General features: G+C 46.4%; 14 protein-coding genes. 3 read left to right on the top strand and 11 right to left on the bottom strand.

Going from position 1 to position 16947, the window contains the following annotated elements:
• Nucleotides 1–57: 57 nt before the first annotated feature.
• Together HMPREF9007_RS19200 and HMPREF9007_RS19195 are read right to left on the bottom strand one after the other, a co-directional pair.
• Complete coding sequence (locus HMPREF9007_RS19200; RefSeq protein WP_032813850.1) at nucleotides 58–840, bottom strand: M48 family metallopeptidase; 783 nt, start codon at nucleotides 838–840, stop codon at nucleotides 58–60.
• A gap of 38 nt (nucleotides 841–878) precedes the next feature.
• Nucleotides 879–3257 (bottom strand): TonB-dependent receptor, encoded by a 2379-nt coding sequence (locus HMPREF9007_RS19195; protein WP_008760468.1) that lies wholly within the window; start codon nucleotides 3255–3257, stop codon nucleotides 879–881.
• A gap of 97 nt (nucleotides 3258–3354) precedes the next feature.
• Between HMPREF9007_RS19195 and HMPREF9007_RS19190 the strand changes: the two genes are divergently transcribed.
• Nucleotides 3355–3789: a DUF2007 domain-containing protein gene (locus tag HMPREF9007_RS19190; protein WP_008760469.1), complete on the top strand. Its 435-nt coding sequence runs from the start codon at nucleotides 3355–3357 to the stop codon at nucleotides 3787–3789.
• Between the two features lie 26 nt (nucleotides 3790–3815).
• A complete protein-coding gene (locus HMPREF9007_RS19185; RefSeq protein ID WP_008760470.1) occupies nucleotides 3816–4634 on the top strand; it encodes an alpha/beta hydrolase family protein in 819 nt (272 codons plus the stop codon).
• Nucleotides 4635–4998: 364 nt separating this feature from the next.
• Here HMPREF9007_RS19185 and HMPREF9007_RS19180 read toward each other — a convergent pair whose 3' ends face one another.
• Entirely contained in the window at nucleotides 4999–5874 is an 876-nt protein-coding gene (locus HMPREF9007_RS19180) for a DUF4595 domain-containing protein (protein ID WP_008760471.1), read from the bottom strand.
• Nucleotides 5875–5880: 6 nt separating this feature from the next.
• Nucleotides 5881–7335, bottom strand: coding sequence for a S41 family peptidase (locus tag HMPREF9007_RS19175; protein ID WP_008760472.1), 1455 nt, complete (start codon nucleotides 7333–7335; stop codon nucleotides 5881–5883).
• A gap of 329 nt (nucleotides 7336–7664) precedes the next feature.
• Here HMPREF9007_RS19175 and mnmA point away from each other — a divergent pair, with 329 nt between their 5' ends.
• Nucleotides 7665–8732, top strand: coding sequence for a tRNA 2-thiouridine(34) synthase MnmA (gene mnmA, locus HMPREF9007_RS19170; RefSeq protein ID WP_008760473.1), 1068 nt, complete (start codon nucleotides 7665–7667; stop codon nucleotides 8730–8732).
• Between the two features lie 29 nt (nucleotides 8733–8761).
• Here the strand turns inward: mnmA and HMPREF9007_RS19165 are convergent, their stop codons facing one another.
• The 7 genes from HMPREF9007_RS19165 to pbpC form a co-directional block, all read right to left on the bottom strand.
• Nucleotides 8762–9424: a response regulator transcription factor gene (locus tag HMPREF9007_RS19165; protein WP_008760474.1), complete on the bottom strand. Its 663-nt coding sequence runs from the start codon at nucleotides 9422–9424 to the stop codon at nucleotides 8762–8764.
• A gap of 85 nt (nucleotides 9425–9509) precedes the next feature.
• Nucleotides 9510–10100, bottom strand: a complete 591-nt coding sequence (locus tag HMPREF9007_RS19160; protein WP_008760475.1) for a DUF4251 domain-containing protein — start codon at nucleotides 10098–10100, stop codon at nucleotides 9510–9512.
• Nucleotides 10101–10167: 67 nt separating this feature from the next.
• Nucleotides 10168–11595, bottom strand: coding sequence for a Na+/H+ antiporter NhaC family protein (locus HMPREF9007_RS19155; RefSeq protein WP_008760476.1), 1428 nt, complete (start codon nucleotides 11593–11595; stop codon nucleotides 10168–10170).
• Nucleotides 11596–11689: 94 nt separating this feature from the next.
• The gene (locus HMPREF9007_RS19150; protein WP_008760477.1) at nucleotides 11690–12562 is read right to left on the bottom strand and encodes a VIT1/CCC1 transporter family protein; all 873 of its coding nucleotides are present in this window, start codon (nucleotides 12560–12562) and stop codon (nucleotides 11690–11692) included.
• A gap of 121 nt (nucleotides 12563–12683) precedes the next feature.
• Nucleotides 12684–13118, bottom strand: a complete 435-nt coding sequence (locus HMPREF9007_RS19145) for a hypothetical protein (protein WP_008760478.1) — start codon at nucleotides 13116–13118, stop codon at nucleotides 12684–12686.
• Between the two features lie 46 nt (nucleotides 13119–13164).
• On the bottom strand, nucleotides 13165–14340 hold the full coding sequence (locus HMPREF9007_RS19140; RefSeq protein ID WP_008766719.1) for an MFS transporter: 1176 nt from the start codon (nucleotides 14338–14340) through the stop codon (nucleotides 13165–13167).
• A 19-nt stretch (nucleotides 14341–14359) separates the two neighbouring features.
• A complete protein-coding gene (pbpC, locus tag HMPREF9007_RS19135; protein WP_008760480.1) occupies nucleotides 14360–16678 on the bottom strand; it encodes a penicillin-binding protein 1C in 2319 nt (772 codons plus the stop codon).
• Between the last annotated feature and the right edge of the window lie 269 nt (nucleotides 16679–16947).

The raw sequence follows: 16947 nt of genomic DNA on the forward strand, positions 1-16947 counted from the left end.
TGCAAAGTAAATGCTCTCGGAATATGTTCTTTTGTTATTTCTGATCTTGAGTCTTTTTTATTGTTTGTATTTATCAGCCAGTTCTTTAGCACGGGCTACACGTTTGGCAGTGTCGGGGTGTGAAGAAAACATTCTCTGCATGTAGGAAGATGCGGGAGCCCCATTGGACAATTCGAGAAGCTTATTCAGTGATTTGTACATACCATAAGGGTCGATGTTGTTTTTTACGCAGAACTCTACGCCGTAGGCATCTGCTTCGTACTCTTGTTTCTGTGAGTATTGTGCGCCGGCAAGTGCTTCTGCCATTGCTCCCAGTTCAGAGTCAGTCAGTTTGGCGACCTGGCTGCTGGCTGCTCCTGCCGCATTCTTTACAGCCGAACGGAAATATGCATTCTTCATTGCGTCTTTAGAGTCGGTATGGATGACATGACCGATCTCATGACCGATTACTGCCATTACTTCTTCGTCAGTCATGACGTCCATCAGTCCGGCACAGATACGCACGCTGCCGTCACCACAGGCGAAAGCGTTAACGTCCACTACTTCATATACGCCAAAGTTAACTTTCATACCATCTACTTCTTTGATGTTTCCGGTCAGTCTTTCCAGGCGTTTTCCGTATTCGCTGTCCGGTTTGGTCAGTGGGTTATGCTTGTCCATCCATTCCATATACTCCTTGCTCATAGCAGCAATGTCAGCGTCAGATAGAGAGAGTGCTTGTGCGGCATCTTTTCCTGCTTGAATAGCTTTGCCTAAATTGAATTTCTTGAATTGTGCTGAAGCGTTAAAACAACTCATGCCCAAAAATAACAGGGCTACTAATGCAATTTGTTTTTTCATCATAGTGAATTTTTAGTTTGTTATTATATAATATAGTGTTAGTATTCAAACGTGATTCCCAAAGTCGGCAGCAGTGTACCGCTTTCTTGCTTGAGGGACTTCATGACATACCGTTGTTCGGCTATCGGTGCGTCCGGATTCTTGATTACTCCGGTGCTCATTAATACATCTGCCTGTTTCAGCTTGCTGCCCGCGATATTCTGCAGATCGATGTAGAAACCCAGCATACAGCGCTTCAGATAGAATGTTTTGTCTATGCGGATATCTACCTGAGTGAAGGCCGGGAGTCGTTCTTCATTGTATCGGGTATAGTCGTAATACGGTTTTCCCTGCGCATTCCAGGCTGTTACCAGAGATGACTTGTCGGCATCATAAGGAGTATAGGGGGCACCGCCTATACAGCTGACTTTCATTCCGACGCTCCAGTGCCGGGGGAGATTGTAAGTTCCCCGCAAGTTGAAAATAAAGCGGTTGTCCCATGCGGAAGCGATGTATTCGCTTTCCTTATCAGTACGATATTCGCTTTTAAAGAGCGTGAAAGATGAGGCGAGATTCAGTTTCTTGGCGACCAGCCATTTAAGGAGAAGTTCTGCTCCGTAAGACCGTCCCTGTGCGGTGGAAGTAAGCAGCTCATTGCCAATCACTCCGTAATCGTTTCCTTTGCAGGTCAACGGAATGCCGTCGGCTACGGAAAGAGGAATTTTGTCATAATCTTTATAGAATCCTTCGACGGATACTTCGAAGGTATCGCCCTTTCTCCAGTTCAGTCCTATGCTACCCTGGCTGACTTGCATATAGCGGAGCGCATACTTGTTGGCATAGAGTCCGTTATTGTTTTTAAAGCCGAGAGCGGTGTAGGGAGGCAGTTGATAATAGAGTCCTGCGTTTCCGCTCAGCGACCAGTGCTCCGTCAGTTGATAGGAGAGTGACAGGCGGGGAGAGAGCTGGTCGGACAGGTCTTTCATGGCTGCCGAGTAGTTGTTGGCATCGGCACGCAGTCCCAGAGAAGCCGTAAAACGCTCGTCTATGGAGGTGTAATTGACTGTTCCGAAAAGTCCCCAACGCATGATGCCCAGATAGGTATGGTAGTCGAACGTCTGCGCACGGTCGGTGTATACCTTCTGAAAGGTGGTGTTGCTATACTGGCTATAGTCCAGACTGGTTCCGACGGTGACTTTCCAGTTGCGGAAAGACGAACTGTTCTCAAGACGGAGCTGAGTATTTTGTTCCGTAGAACGGAGGCGGAGCATCAGATGCTCCGGATCGCTTTCATCGTTCTGCTGATATTTGGTGTTCCGGTTGTTCAGATAACTGTGACTGGCAACGACCGACTGCACGTGCGCCCCCGCATAGTGCCGGTATACGGCTCCGAGAGTGAACGTCTCCTGCTGAATCTTAGGCAGGTAACTGAGGATGTATTCGTTGTCTTCATCGTCGGCTTTGGTGTTTAGTTTCATCTTATCAATGCCGCCCAGCCCTAGTACAGTCAATTCATTCCGGGCGTCAAACCTTGTTTTCAGCTTGAACTGCGCATCCGTAAAAGTCGGCAGAAAGGGCAAGCCGAGCATATCAAACAAGAATTGCAGGTAGGACTGACGGACGGAAACCAGATAGGAAGTCTTTTTGCCCAAATGTCCGTTGGAGGCAAGGGAGACTTCGGAAGCTCCGAGAGTAGCTTTCAGGGAATTGCGTTCCATGTCCCCGTCGCGCAATTTGAAGTCGAGCACGGAACTGAGCGCATTTCCTTTGTCTGTCGGGAAGGCTCCGGTATAGAAGTTCACTTCCCGTATCAGGTCGGCATTAAGGATACCTACCGGACCGCCCGATGCTCCCTGTGTGCTGAAATGGTTGATATTAGGGATCTCTACTCCGTCCAGGTAAAAGCGGTTTTCGGAAGGCGATCCGCCGCGTACGATCAAGTCGTTACGGTATCCTATCGGTGAGAAGGCAACTCCCGGATAAGACTGTACGATGCGTGAGATGTCCCGGTTGGCTCCCGGACTTTTTTCTATTTCCTGCAGTCCGATGATGCGCAGGCTGACCGGACTTTCAATGTCCCGGCGGAAAGGGGAGGCGGTGACGGTCACTCCTTCCAGTTCCGTCTGATTCTCTTCCATCTCTATTTGTATATGTAGGTCTCTGGTCGAAAGTATGTATTCGGGGGTAGTGACAGTTTTGTATCCGATAGCGGACGCTTGCAGGCGATAGATGCCGGGCGGTACTTGCCCGATCGAGAACTTACCTTCGGCATTCGTCACTCCGCCTTTATTGAGTCCGACAATCATTACATTGATAAATTCCAATGGCTGACGGCTGGATTTATCAATGACTGTTCCCTTCACTTGGTGGACAGGCTGTGCCAGAAGGAAGGATATGGTTATGTTGCAAAACAGCAGAAGCGACAGTAGTCTTTTCATGTTATTTGTAGTTTAGCGACTGCAAAGTTAATGGAAAATAGTTTCACATTTCAATTTTATGTTCTATTTTTGTGGGAATAATAAAATCTGGTTAAGTATGAAAACCGTAAAATTGATTACCTGTAATGACGCGATGAAGGCGCATATCCTTCAAGGGGCGCTGGAGAATGAGGGCATTGAATCTATTCTGCATAATGAGAACTTTTCTACTTTGTATAAAAGTTGCGTGAGCAGTATTGCGGGAGTGGATATTCTGGTAGCGGATGAAGATTATGAGAAAGCCGTTCAGGTGCTGAGGCAGAACCAAAGCTGGCCCGAAGAACTGACGCTCTGTCCTTATTGCGGTTCGTCCGATATTAAATTCGTATTGAGAAAAGGACACAAACTGCGTGCTGTTGGCGCAGCTGTACTTTCCATGCTGGCAGCGGCGCCTCCGGGGGACAATCATTGGGAATATACTTGCCAGCAGTGTCATCAGACTTTTGAGACACCTGTTGCCGAATTTCAACCTTCGGGAGAAGATGAAGAATGATTGGATCTAAACATATTATAAACACAATGAAAAAGAAAAAACTTCTATTAATCGCTCTTTTGTTAGTTGGGGCAGCGTCTTCTTTTGCTGCCAAAGTAGATACGTTATTAGTGAAAAGTCCTTCCATGAACAAGGACATCAAGGTAGTAGTAGTCACTCCGGATGCGGCATTGGGAAAGAAAGCTACGGCGTGTCCTACTGTTTATCTCTTGCATGGTTTTGGCGGACATGCCAAGACGTGGATTGAGATTAAACCCAATCTGCCTCAGATTGCGGATGAGAAAGGAATCATTTTTGTTTGCCCGGACGGAAGTACCAGCTGGTATTGGGACAGTCCGAAAGACCCGTCTTTCCGATATGAAACTTTTGTCTCATCGGAACTGGTGAAGTATATCGACGGACATTACAAGACAATCACCGATCGCAAGGGGCGTGCCATTACCGGTCTGAGTATGGGCGGACATGGTGGTCTGTGGACTGCTATCCGTCATAAAGATACCTTTGGCGCTTGTGGAAGTACAAGTGGAGGCGTAGACATTCGTCCGTTCCCGAAGAATTGGGACATGGCAAAACGCCTGGGGGATTATGAATCTAACAAGGAAATATGGGATACGCATACTGTAATCAATCAGATTGATAAGATTCAGAACGGGGATTTGGCAATTATCTTTGATTGTGGCGAGGCTGACTTCTTCATTCAGGTGAATAAGGATTTGCACAACCGCTTATTGGAAAAGAAGATCGATCATGATTTTATCACCCGTCCCGGAGGACATACCGGAGAATACTGGAATAACGCTATCGATTATCAGATTTTGTTCTTTGATAAATTCTTCAAGAAATAAAACCGGAAAAGCTTGACTTTTGCATCCGGATGTCGTATCTTTGGAGACATAATCATATAGTAGATTGAAATTAAACTACGATAGAAGGAGGAAGTGAAAACTTTCTCCTTTTTTTGTGTACTACTTGGTGAGGAACTGTTCAGATCGGTGCTGGGAGTGGTTCAGCTCGGTGCTTATTGAAATTTAGAAGGGATGTCGGGAAGAATTAGAAGGTATGTTAAGGCAAATTACATACTATGTTAAGTGTAATCAGATGCTTTGTTAGGTGAAAACGGAGGCTTTGTTTCGATAAACAGGCTTTTATGTAGCGGAAAAGGTCAGTCGGAGTTAAGAATCTATAAATCTGCTCTTGACAAGAATCGGGTTATTCAATCGTAATTGAGATCGTGCGATTCAGATAAGATATACTTTTGCCATTACCATATTTAGTGCTGACCTTTAGACTGACAGGTTTCTTGTTTTTATCAAAGCTATAAGTATATTCGGTTCTTTCGGTGTATGTGTCACTGGTTTTCTCCGGATAAGAGGCGGTAGTAAGGTGTTGTGTCGGTTTGCCAAGCATGCCGGCAAACAAGGCTTCACGATGGAAGGAAAGGGGATAAGTATCCGCCACCAGCATACAGGGAAGACGATAATAATTGATATCTTCTCCCGCTTCATAATTAGTCTGAAGCTTTCCGTAACCGGTGGATGATTCATAGGGCAGTGAAGGAGAGATGGTGGAAATTAAATCGCCCTTGTCATACTGTAGAGAAAGAGTGTGCGCGACAACTGCATCGCTGCTTCCTTCCCGGGGCATAATCTTTTCATTCACTTGTGTCAGATAGCCGTCCGTATATGAAAAGGTATATTGTCTCTTCTGGTCGAGAGAAGCATATTCGCATTGCGTGGCGTATCCTTCTTCGTTTAGGGTGTATTTACGCTCAGTCCCTATTTCGTCTGTGAAAGTAACACTGCTTCTGTTGTTTTCGTATTGGATGGTAAGCGAATGGCTGATGATCTCTGTCAAGTCCGCTATCGAAACTTCTTGCGTGTAGGTATAACCGGTCAGCCAGGCATCTTCGTAGCGAAACTCTTCTTCTTTAGTAACGTCAGATACTCCGATTCCATCGGACTTGCAAAATTCGGAGAACAGCATCTTGCTTATTTCCGGGTCAGGAACTTCTGTGCCTGCTTTTTCTTCATCATCCGAACAACCGAACATTACTATCGCACACAACAGAAGTGCTATCTTTTTCATACTTGTTTATTTAATCCGTAACCCTCCGGCAAATCTTCTGCTGGCAGGACTGCTGACACTTTTTTCTATCTTAATACTCTTGGTACTTCGAGTTTCTTCTTCTTTGTCTTCGTCTTTCGGCGGATAGGTTCCCTCCAATGTCTGGATGGCTATGCTTAGCATTCTTTCTTTAGGATTGCCGAAAGGGAGGAACTGGCTGTAATCAGTAGTCCCGTTAATAGACGTTTCGCTTATTTTGAATTTATCGCTGGGAACAAGCACGAATGCGTCTTCGCCTGCATCATGGTCGGAGTTGTAAACGGTGCATACCACCGGATTGACAGACCAACGGTAGGTTTCGTTGATGAATTGCTCTGTAGCCACTGTTTGTCCCTTGCTTGCGCTACCCATGACAATAATGTTAGGAGCCTGATCCTCTTTGTATAGGCTGGTCAGTAGCATTTCTGCTGCTCCGGCTGTTGTTCCGCTGGTGATTGCTACCAAAGTGTTTTGATTCAGATTGACACCGGTCTTCAGCACCTCCTGATCGAAATTGATGGTCGCGTCTTTGTCCAAGTTCTTGTCGTTATATTCCAGATAAGCCATCGGAGTGCCCATTCTTGCATTTGGCACAAGGATGGTGGCAAGTAACTGAACACAGTCCAGCGATCCTCCTTCGTTATAGCGAAGGTCAAGGATAGTGGCTTGTACGTTGGCTTCCTGAAATATCGTTGAGACTTTACGTAATTCATTATTATACTTCTCCGGATCGTCATTGGTTCCGGCGGTGAAGCTGTTGTACATCAGATAGCCGACTTTAGCACCATTGTCTAAAGTCAGAATTTCGTATTTATGTACCGGTTGGTCTTCTATAGACTGGGCGGCTCCCAAATCCAGCGTGACACCGTTCGGTACTACTTTATACACCATAACCGGTTCTTCCGGTACTTCTTCCCCTTCTTCGGGCTCTTCCTCGACTTCTTTCCATACCCCCATCGAAAGTTCTCTTGCTATTGTACCTTGCAGTAGTTGCGTTTCATACTTCTTGCTGATATAGGAAGTGTCTACTTTCATAATCCAGTCACCGCGTTGGAGTCCGGCTTTTTCGGCGGGTGATTCGGGGATAACATAAGTAATCAAGGCATTGTATGCCGTATCGTTATCCTGACTCTTGACGAGCGAGTAGTCGAATCCATAGGTTGGCAACGGAGCTTCCAGGACAGAATCTACAAAAGAGTAGCTGTCTTTGTCCCATTTTGCTTTGGATAAGAAGGTGGCAGGGTCCTGAAACAGGTTTACTTCATCGTAGCCAGGCATATATTGATACCACAGATAATTCTGTTGCATGATATCATACATCCATGTATCCAGTTCAGTCAGGTGGGCATATTCCGGCCAGCGGTCCACACCACACGAAAAGAAGCTGCTGACAGATACGACGATCAGGGCAGGTATAAGTAGTATTTTACGTAAATTCGTCATCTTAAAAAGCTTTTCAGTGTGCAAATGTAGGAAATACTTTGCTTATCTACCACATTTATGGTATAAAAATGCCTTCAATATGTGATAGGCTGTTAGCAAATCCCGCCTTATCTTTGCAACATCGAAAATGATCAATAGGTATTCATATAAATAGAGAGAGAATAATTAGAATCCAAAGAGAGTGATATAGAGTAAATGATTTTTGGATGGACCGTAACCTGACTTTGATAAAGATTTAATGAAACAGATTTGCTGATGTGCTAATTTGTCGGTGATTAATACATTGGCATCTTAGCACAACTTTTGTTGTTTAACGAATAATTATGATGATGAATATAGCTGCATTATTGTCCGGAGGTGTCGATAGCTCTGTTGTCGTTCACCTTCTTTGTGAGCAAGGATACAAACCGACTCTTTTCTATATCAAAATAGGTATGGACGGGGCGGAGTATATGGATTGTTCAGCCGAAGAAGATATTGAAATGTCCACTGCCATTGCCCGTAAGTATGGTTTGTCCTTGGAAGTCGTGGATTTGCATAAGGAGTATTGGGAGAATGTGGCCGCCTACGCGATTGATAAAATAAAGAAAGGACTAACACCGAATCCGGATGTGATGTGTAACAAACTCATCAAGTTTGGCTGTTTCGAACAGCAGGTCGGAAAGAATTTCGATTTTACGGCGACAGGGCATTACGCCACCACCATCCGGCAGGACGGCAAGACGTGGCTTGGAACAGCCAAAGACCCTGTTAAAGACCAGACGGATTTCCTGGCCCAGATAGACTACCTGCAAGTTTCCAAACTGATGTTTCCTATCGGCGGACTGATGAAGCAGGAAGTACGCGAAATCGCAAGCAGGGCAGGATTGCCCAGTGCCCGAAGAAAGGACAGTCAGGGAATTTGCTTTTTGGGAAAGATTAACTATAATGATTTCGTTCGTCGTTTCCTGGGAGAGCGGGAAGGGGCGATTATAGAACTGGAAACCGGAAAGAAAGTGGGCACGCATCGCGGCTACTGGTTCCATACGATCGGACAACGGAAAGGACTTGGATTGAGTGGCGGTCCCTGGTTTGTGATCAAGAAGGATGTTGAGGAAAATATCATCTATGTCTCTCATGGATATGGAGTCGAAACGCAGTTTGGCAGTGAGTTCCGTATCAATGATTTCCACTTTATTACGGAGAATCTGTGGAAAGATGCCGGAAAGGAGATAGATATTACCTTCAAGATTCGTCACACTCCTGAATTTACGAAGGGAAAGCTGGTACAGGAAGAGGGCGGTCAGTTCCGTATCTTATCTTCTGAGAAGTTGCAGGGCATTGCTCCCGGTCAGTTCGGGGTGATTTATGATGAAGAAGCGGGGATATGTGTCGGAAGTGGTGAGATAACCCGATAGGCTGTTCCCTTTCAGAACTGAACCGGCTGTCAAATATAGTATTCCGCTAAATCCACAATCCCTGCACGCATCGCGTACTTGGTAGCTTCGTGCACATTGTTGACTCCCAGCTTCCGGAAGATATTCTTTCGGTGGCTGTTGATTGTATGAAAGCTGAGGTTCTTTTCTGCCGCTATTTCTTTTGTCGTCTTCCCCAGTGCAATTTCTTTGAGGATATTCTTTTCTGTCTGCGTCAGCAGATGATCATCCACCGTTGCAGGGGATGCGGCGGAAGAAGCCGTTCCCGAAAGCAGCAGATTGCTGACATGATTGCAGATATATCGTTGTTTGCGTGAAGCGCATTGCAGGGCGGACATGATTTCCTCTTTTGAGTTATCTTTCATCACTACTCCGAAAGCCATACTGCTGAATAATACCTGCCGGAGAAAATTGATACTTAACTCATCGGAGAACAGAATCCAGTCGGCCTCTTTAAACCGCTCCTGCAGGACGATCAGTTCGTCCGCTCCGGCAAAATCGAATAAGGTATAATCCAGAATAACCACCGCTTGCGGATACAGGCGCAGCTGCTGAATCAGTTCGGCCTTGTTGTCAGCTTCTAAAAGAACGGATACATCCTTTTGCCGGCTTAGCAGAAACATCATTCCTGCCTTGCTGATATCCTGATTATCTGCGATGATATATTCCCTCATAATGATCAATTAAAAAAACTCCGCTACAAATGTACGCATTTTGCGCGATTTGTAGCGGAGTTATTCTTATATTCTTCTGTTCGGATTACCAGGCACGTCCTTTGAAGATGTTTGACTGATCCAGTGGGACGATGTTACCGTTCAATGTCAGGTTGTTGTTATTGAAGTTCGGGCTGATAGATACCGAAGCATTGTTGTTACCGCTGCTCATATTAATAAATACCTGAGCTGAGATACCGATGCCCTGTACACTGAATGAACAGTTTACATTTCCTTTCTTATCGATATTCATCTTCATGTCCGAAGAGTTACCGTCTACAGTCACACCACCGATACCGTTAGGGCCGGGATAAGGAGTGTTGAAAGCTGTCTGTACAGTGGCTCTGTTTCCGTTCATCAGGACGAAGTTAGTGTTGGAAGTCACGAAGGAACTCATACCGTTACGGAAGATCACCTGATTGGCTTCCAGAACAAACTGTTTGTTCTTCAAAGCCTGTACAGCCTGCTGGTAGGCTACCATGTCCTGTACCTGTTCTTCTGCGCGAAGTTTTGCTCTTTCTGCGTCTCTTTCTGCTTTTCTGTCTGCGCGGCGGATGGCTGCGTTACTTTCCTGTGCATACATCATTGTGCTCGCACTTACTAAAACTAATGCTAATAATGCAATAAACTTTTTCATAACTTTTTTTTGTTTAGGTTTAATACGTTGTTCGTTTATTGCAAAAACAAAGTGTATGCCAGATTGTTCACGGGCGTTTTACAATTTTATATCCGATAGCTGCGACAGCGATACTCATTAAAGGACTGATAATGTTGAAAAAGCAATAGGGGAGATACACCAGCGTAGGCACACTCAGGATGGTAGCCTGAGTCATTCCGCAGGTATTCCATGGGATCAGTACGGATGTAACGGTTACTGAATCCTCGGTGGTCCGGCTGAGCAGGCAGCTTTCGTAACCTTTTTTAGCATAAATGTCGCGAAACATATTCCCGGTCAGGATGATGCTGATGTACTGGTCGGCAGTTGCCAGATTGAGGAAAAGCCCCGAACAGACGGTAGCCGATACGACGCTGACTGTTTTCTTCATGAAGCGTACGAAGAGCGATGTGATGCTTCCCAGCATACCGCTGGCTGTCATTGCCCCGCCGAAACACATGGCACATAATATCAGCCAGATGGTATTCATCATTCCCGACATACCACGGGTGGCAATTAAATCTGTCAAAACAGCATTGTCGGTCTGCAGGCTTGTCTTGCCGTAGATGGTCATCATCAGTCCTTTAAACAGGGAGTCGAAGTTGGAAACGGCAGCCCCCGAAATTTCCCGCAACAAATCCGGTTGGAAGATCAGAGCGAAAATGCCCGCCAATAGAGTGGACAGAAACAGGGTAATGATGGAAGGCACTTTCCGTGCAATCAATATGCCTGTTGCTATCGGTATAATCAGCAGCCACGGGGTGATATGGAACTTTTCGTTCAGGGCAGCTGCCACTTCCGCGATGTGCTGGGTATTGCTGGCGTCATGAGACAGACCTGCTACCGTAAATATAATCAGTGTGATGATCAGTGAGGGCACCGTAGTAATCATCATGTAGCGGATATGACGGAAGAGGGGCGTGTCCGTGACGGATGCCGCCAATATGGTCGTCTCGGACAAGGGAGAAACCTTATCGCCGAAATAGGCACCGGAGATGATAGCTCCCGCAATCCAGCCTTCTTCAAATCCCTGTGCCTTTCCGATGCCCATGAGAGCAATACCGATGGTGGCGATCGTTGTCCACGAACTTCCGGTCATAACGGAGATCAATACGCAAATAATACAGGTGGATGTCAGGAAGAAACTGGGATGGATAATCTGCATCCCGTAATAAATCAAAGTGGGCACTACTCCGCTAATCATCCAGATACCGCTTAATGCGCCGATAATCAGTAAGATGATGATGGCTGTTGTCACTCCTGCCACGTTGTTCGTGATTGCCAGTTCGTAGTCTTTCCAAGGGATTTTGTAGAAAGCCATGCCGATAAGGATACAAATGGCGGTGGTAGTAAGCAGCGATACCTGACTTCCGCCATTGAGGGCATCACTGCCAAATACACGAATGGTGGCGAATAGTAATATCACTAATACGACAATGGGCAATAGTGATACGAGGGGAGATGGAGCTTTCTTCATTCTAAATATAACGCTTTATTATTTAATCTGGTGGTTTAGGTTTCTTTATTATGTAACTGCCGGACCTTCAATGATGTCGGATGCTTTATTGATTTCAGGCATCGATTCCGGTAAATGTCTTTAGAGCGTATCCTATCAGGAAACTGATACCTGCCACACTGAAACTGAGTACAGCCATTTCCGTAAACCGCTTTCGGAAGCTTTCTCCACGGGCTACGGAATAATAGTAGTTGAAAAGAGCAATGATGATAAGTGCCATGGTCAGCATCACCCCCAAAGCTACGATTACATTGCTGATCAGTATAAACGGAGTAACCAGTGACACTACCGTGATCAGATAGGCGATTCCTGTATATACAGCTGCTTTTACCGGATGTTTCTTATCATCCCCTTCCGATTTGGTAGAAAGATATTCGGAAGATGCCATTGACAGTGCAGCGGCTATCCCTGTGATACTGCCGGTCAGTGCTATCAGTTTACTGTCACTCAAGGCAAGTGTGAAACCTGCCAGTGCACCTGTAAACTCAACCAGCGCATCATTAAGTCCCAGTACGACCGATCCCATATATTCCAGCCGTTCTTCATTGATAAGTGAAATCAACTTTTGCTCGTGCACTTCTTCTTCATGTGCCAGCCGTTGTAGGTCCGGTATATGGGCATATTTATCATAATTATTATGGGCATTTTCCTCACTGGACTCCATTAATTTGATGGCGAATGTGATACCTAGTATGCGTGCCAGAAAGTAGAAACGGGCGATACGCTTATAGTCCGGACCGATTTCTTTTCCTGTATATTTCTTGAGGATAGCGTAATGCGACTTTTCTTCTGCTGCTATCAGTCGGAGCGTTTTGCGGTTATTCTCGTCTTTTTCGATAGATGCGAGCCGTTCATATAAGATGCTTTCTGTTATCTCGTTTCGTTGAAAGCGGGTGAATTCGGCAATATCCTGTTGGGTTGGAATCATTTCTTTATTTTTTTGGTCGCGCAAAGATACAATAAAAAGACAGAATTCTTTTTACCTTGCCGGACAGCACAATAAAATTTATTATAAGTTTATATTTTATTGGAATATAGATGCTTTCCTGTTACACCGGATTCGTCTTGCGCCTCAGCCACCAGTAACGGATAAAGAGTACACCGGTCAGGATCAGTGCGATGGACAGTCCTGTGTAGAAGACAGATATAAAACTTTCGGGCAACAGGTGGAAGCTGCGGATGGTGATGCCCATACAGATCATAAAGATCATGACGATCCAGCTTTTGACATCGAAGAAGGAGAAAGGGCAGTTCTTCTGTTCCTTTTTCCGTTCGATCCTTTGAGTATGCTTGTAATAGAGTCTTTTGAAGATTAATACGAAGAACAGCAGAAAGACGATGGTTGCTTCTCCTATCTTGAACATCCAGCCTTCGGAGTTATTAAGCCATGTAACGATGCCTATTCGCAAGATATTGGCACCGGCGATAATCCAGACGGTGCCTGCTGTGATAAGTAAGATTTCTTTGTTAACTCCGTATTTCATGTTTCCCTTTTTTGTATTAAACGGTTTACTGCTCCGTTTTGTTGACTCACTTCTTCGACAAAGTTGTAATTAGTAAAGAAATGCAGGTCAGTGTAGCTCCAATTCCAATAACACCATGCCATCCGTACAATTGCCAGAATGTACCCGCAAGGAAGGTTCCCAGGGAACCGCCGACGAAGTAGGTCGTCATGAAAATTGTATTGATGCGGTTGGAGGCTCGGGGTGACAGTTCGAAGATACTGGTCTGATTACTGAGCTGGATGCACTGCATACCTATGTCGATGATGATAATTCCCAGAATGATACCAAGGTAGGTGTTTTCTCCGACGAAGAAGAGTAGCCATGAAAAGAGGATCAGTCCGCAACCGATGAAGTTGAAGCGGCGGACACCCACTCTCTTTACGTATTTCCCCACAAAGGAGGCGGTTAATGCTCCCGCCACACCGCATAATCCCAGCAAACCGATGATGTCGCTGTTGGCATGAAAGGGGGCTTGCCCCATCTTGAAGGCAAGGCAGGACCACATGGCAAGAAGGGAACCGAAGTTTAACGCCGCACGAATGGAATAAATGCGTAGCTGCGGAAACTCTTTCACCAAAGCCAGCAGGGATTTCATCAGGTCGCCGTACTTGCCCCGGAAGTTGGTCTGAATATCGGGAAGGACTTTGAGCACGACAATCGCGCAGACGAACATCATGGCTGCGGCGATGTAATACATTTCGCGCCATCCGAACAGTTCGCCGACGAATCCGCTGACCACCCGTGAAGCAAGGATTCCGGTCAGCAAGCCCGATAGGACGATCCCGACATTCCTGCCTTTGTTTTCCGGACGGGAGAACTGGGCGGCTATGGGAATGAATATCTGCGGAATCATAGAGCAGGCTCCCGTGAAGAACGAAGCAAGGAGTATCAGATGGATATTATCTGCCAAAGCAATCGTCAGCAGGGAGAATATCAGGACAAAGAAATTGACAAGGATAATCTTTTTCCGCTGATACAAATCACCTAAGGGAGTGATAAACAAGAGTCCCGCTGCATAGCCTATCTGTGTGACCATGGCAATCAGGTTGGTACGGAATTCTGATATGCCAAGTTCATGGCGTATCATATTTAGCAGCGGTTGGATATAATAGATGTTGGCTACCGAGACTCCTGCCACAATGGCGAGCGTCCACAGGATGGATGCCGGCAGACCTCCGTTTTCTTTCAATGACTGTTTCATGCCGCAAAGATAATGAATATCACTCAACAAAGAAAGTGGTGGAGATGGTATTTCCTTCACCGTCTACTGCCGTCAGCGAATGTTTGCCGGCGGCGGGTTGCAGGGAGATTTTGTGAAAGTCCTGTGTCTGGGCTTGGTAGGTCTCGTCAAGATGCCAGAAAACGGTAGCATTAGGATTGCTGTGCGCCAGTTCTACAGTCAGGAAACCTTTGCTGCCATCCAGTTGCTTGGGCAGTTTGATGCGTGCGTTCATCGGAGGATAGATAAATTGCATCGGCTGGAAAGTATCTTCTCCGCATCCGGCTTTGAAAGGAGGCAGCGGTTTATACTCCGGATGATGTTGCTTGTAATACCATTCCCATACGGGTGGCAGTGTGAACCAGCTTTTTCGAAGCGTAGGCTCCGTGTTGGCGCAATTTTCATAAATACGCTGGCTTTCATCGGCTGATAAAGTGACGAGATGGTGATAGGGGCATGCCTCTGTCCGCAGTCCTGCCGGTAAAACAAGAAGTGTGTCCGTTTCATCACAGAACCGTCCTTTCAGATGTCCCGATTTCCGGCAGACCTCTGCTTCGACAAAGATGCCCGCAGGACGTGTAAACCACGAAGAGGAGGGGAGCAGATTAAAAATATCGAATAGTACGGGGCCGGCTGTCTGTGCACCTACCAGCCCGGGTTTTCCTTCTCCGGTGGCATTTCCTACCCATACGCCGACTGCATAGCGGGGCGTAACACCCACCGCCCAAGCATCCCGGAATCCGTAGCTCGTTCCGGTTTTCCATGCAATGGTCTGCATGGAAGGAATGGATTTCCAGTCAATCTCTTCGGGACGGTTGACTTCTTTCAAGGCATCGAATGTCTGCCATACGGCGCCTGGCTGAAAAGGATCGGTTGATTCTGTGATTCGGCTTGTCGGGAGCAACAGGCTGCAAGACCTTTGCGGCAGTTGCAACAAACTGCGTCCCATCATTGCATATGCGTTTGTTACATCCCATAAAGTGGCTTCCGCCCCTCCCAGAATAAGTGATAAACCATAGTGGGAAGAAGAACGGTTGATGGTTTTTAGCCCGATCTGTTGCAGGAAGCTATGAAACTTCGGGACTCCGTATCTTTGCAGCATCGTGACTGCGGGAATATTTAATGAACGCGCGAGAGCTTCCGAAGCGGGAACAGCTCCTTCGAACTGCATACTGAAATTCTGTGGCGTAAATCCGTTGATATTGACAGGTACGTCCGGCAGCAACATATCCGGCAGTAAACTTCCTTCCTGTAACATTGCGTAATATAAGAAAGGTTTGAGAATACTGCCCGTACTTCTCGGAGCCTGAATGACGTCCACTTGATTTCCTCCTTGTTTCCGGTCGAAATGGACGTTGCCGCAGTATGCCACCACTTGATTGCTCGGAATGTCAATCACCAGAATGGCCAGATTGCGAATATCACTTCGCCCGAATTCGTTACTCCATCGTTCCGCCAGGTCCTCTACCTGAGTCTGAATGCCCTTGTTGATGGTCGAACGGGAGTATTCGCCGTTTCGTTCCTGATAGAACCGGCTGACCAGGTACGGTGCGATTTGTGGGAGCGCATGAGGCTCATCGGGAAGTGGCTCGCTGATAGCCAGTTCGTAGGTAGACGGATCGATGGTTTTCTTTTCGAGAAGCTGTTTCAGCAGGCGGTTTCGTTTGTCAAGCAACGTTTTCCGTCCTTTGGACAGATGAATCATGGCGGGCGCGTTGGGAAGAACGGCAAGCATGGCAGACTCCGCCCACGATAAGTCATCGGCAGAATGTCCGAAGTAGCGCCATGCGGCGGCATCCAGTCCCACTACATTTCCCCCGAAAGGGGCATGGGAGATATACATGGAAAGAATCTCCTCTTTGGAAGCGCGAAATTCCAGGCGGGTGGCCCAGATCATTTCAATCAGTTTCTCACGGAAGGTGCGCGATTCGTTTCGTGCCAGGCGGATGGTCTGCATGGTCAGCGTGCTGCCTCCGCTTACGATGCGTTTATTCTTCACATTCTGATAGAAAGCTCTTCCGATAGCGAACGGATTGACTCCCCAATGGTGGTAGAAATGTTTGTCTTCGAAAGTGATGAGGCATTCCTTGATCTTTTCCGGAGTCGTGTTTCGGGGAGGGAATCTCCATTGGCCGTCGGAGGCGATGCGTGCACCCAGCAGTTCCTCGTTTCGGTCCGTCACTACTGTGGAGTAGGGGACATGAAACAGGTGGCGGGGAAGACAAAAGATATATCCTGTCACCAAAAAAGCAAGAATACAAAGTATTACTTTTTTGGTGACGGACAATCGTTTGAAGAAATTCAAGATTTTGCTTCCCATGCACTTATGCTATCTGTTAATTTTATCTGTTATTCAGTTCCCTTAGACAGATACTCTTATATATGATAAACTAAACGGGGTTAACTAAAAAGTCGACTCTATCTCAACTCTCCTCCTTCGGGAAGGAGGAGTACCCGTAGGGGGAGGTGGTAGGTGAATTATAACTCTCTATATTACAGTGAACTATGCATTCACCTACCACCCCGGCTTTGCCACCCCTCCTTCCCGAAGGAGGGGAGTTTGAGATACTGCCGACTTTTTAGTCAGCT

Origin of the sequence: Bacteroides sp. 1_1_14, from assembly GCF_000162515.1 — a bacterium.
Lineage (GTDB): Bacteria > Bacteroidota > Bacteroidia > Bacteroidales > Bacteroidaceae > Bacteroides > Bacteroides thetaiotaomicron.

Bases quoted from the DNA above. Each gene is read 5' to 3' on its own strand.
- HMPREF9007_RS19155 (WP_008760476.1), bottom strand. From the start codon at position 11,595: ATGAAGAAAGCTCCATCTCCCCTCGTATCACTATTGCCCATTGTCGTA.
- HMPREF9007_RS19140 (WP_008766719.1), bottom strand. From the start codon at position 14,340: ATGAAACAGTCATTGAAAGAAAACGGAGGTCTGCCGGCATCCATCCTG.
- HMPREF9007_RS19145 (WP_008760478.1), bottom strand. From the start codon at position 13,118: ATGAAATACGGAGTTAACAAAGAAATCTTACTTATCACAGCAGGCACC.
- HMPREF9007_RS19180 (WP_008760471.1), bottom strand. From the start codon at position 5,874: ATGAAAAAGATAGCACTTCTGTTGTGTGCGATAGTAATGTTCGGTTGT.
- HMPREF9007_RS19150 (WP_008760477.1), bottom strand. From the start codon at position 12,562: ATGATTCCAACCCAACAGGATATTGCCGAATTCACCCGCTTTCAACGA.
- HMPREF9007_RS19195 (WP_008760468.1), bottom strand. From the start codon at position 3,257: ATGAAAAGACTACTGTCGCTTCTGCTGTTTTGCAACATAACCATATCC.
- HMPREF9007_RS19200 (WP_032813850.1), bottom strand. From the start codon at position 840: ATGAAAAAACAAATTGCATTAGTAGCCCTGTTATTTTTGGGCATGAGT.
- mnmA (WP_008760473.1), top strand. From the start codon at position 7,665: ATGAATATAGCTGCATTATTGTCCGGAGGTGTCGATAGCTCTGTTGTC.
- pbpC (WP_008760480.1), bottom strand. From the start codon at position 16,678: ATGGGAAGCAAAATCTTGAATTTCTTCAAACGATTGTCCGTCACCAAA.
- HMPREF9007_RS19185 (WP_008760470.1), top strand. From the start codon at position 3,816: ATGAAAAAGAAAAAACTTCTATTAATCGCTCTTTTGTTAGTTGGGGCA.
- HMPREF9007_RS19160 (WP_008760475.1), bottom strand. From the start codon at position 10,100: ATGAAAAAGTTTATTGCATTATTAGCATTAGTTTTAGTAAGTGCGAGC.
- HMPREF9007_RS19190 (WP_008760469.1), top strand. From the start codon at position 3,355: ATGAAAACCGTAAAATTGATTACCTGTAATGACGCGATGAAGGCGCAT.
- HMPREF9007_RS19175 (WP_008760472.1), bottom strand. From the start codon at position 7,335: ATGACGAATTTACGTAAAATACTACTTATACCTGCCCTGATCGTCGTA.
- HMPREF9007_RS19165 (WP_008760474.1), bottom strand. From the start codon at position 9,424: ATGAGGGAATATATCATCGCAGATAATCAGGATATCAGCAAGGCAGGA.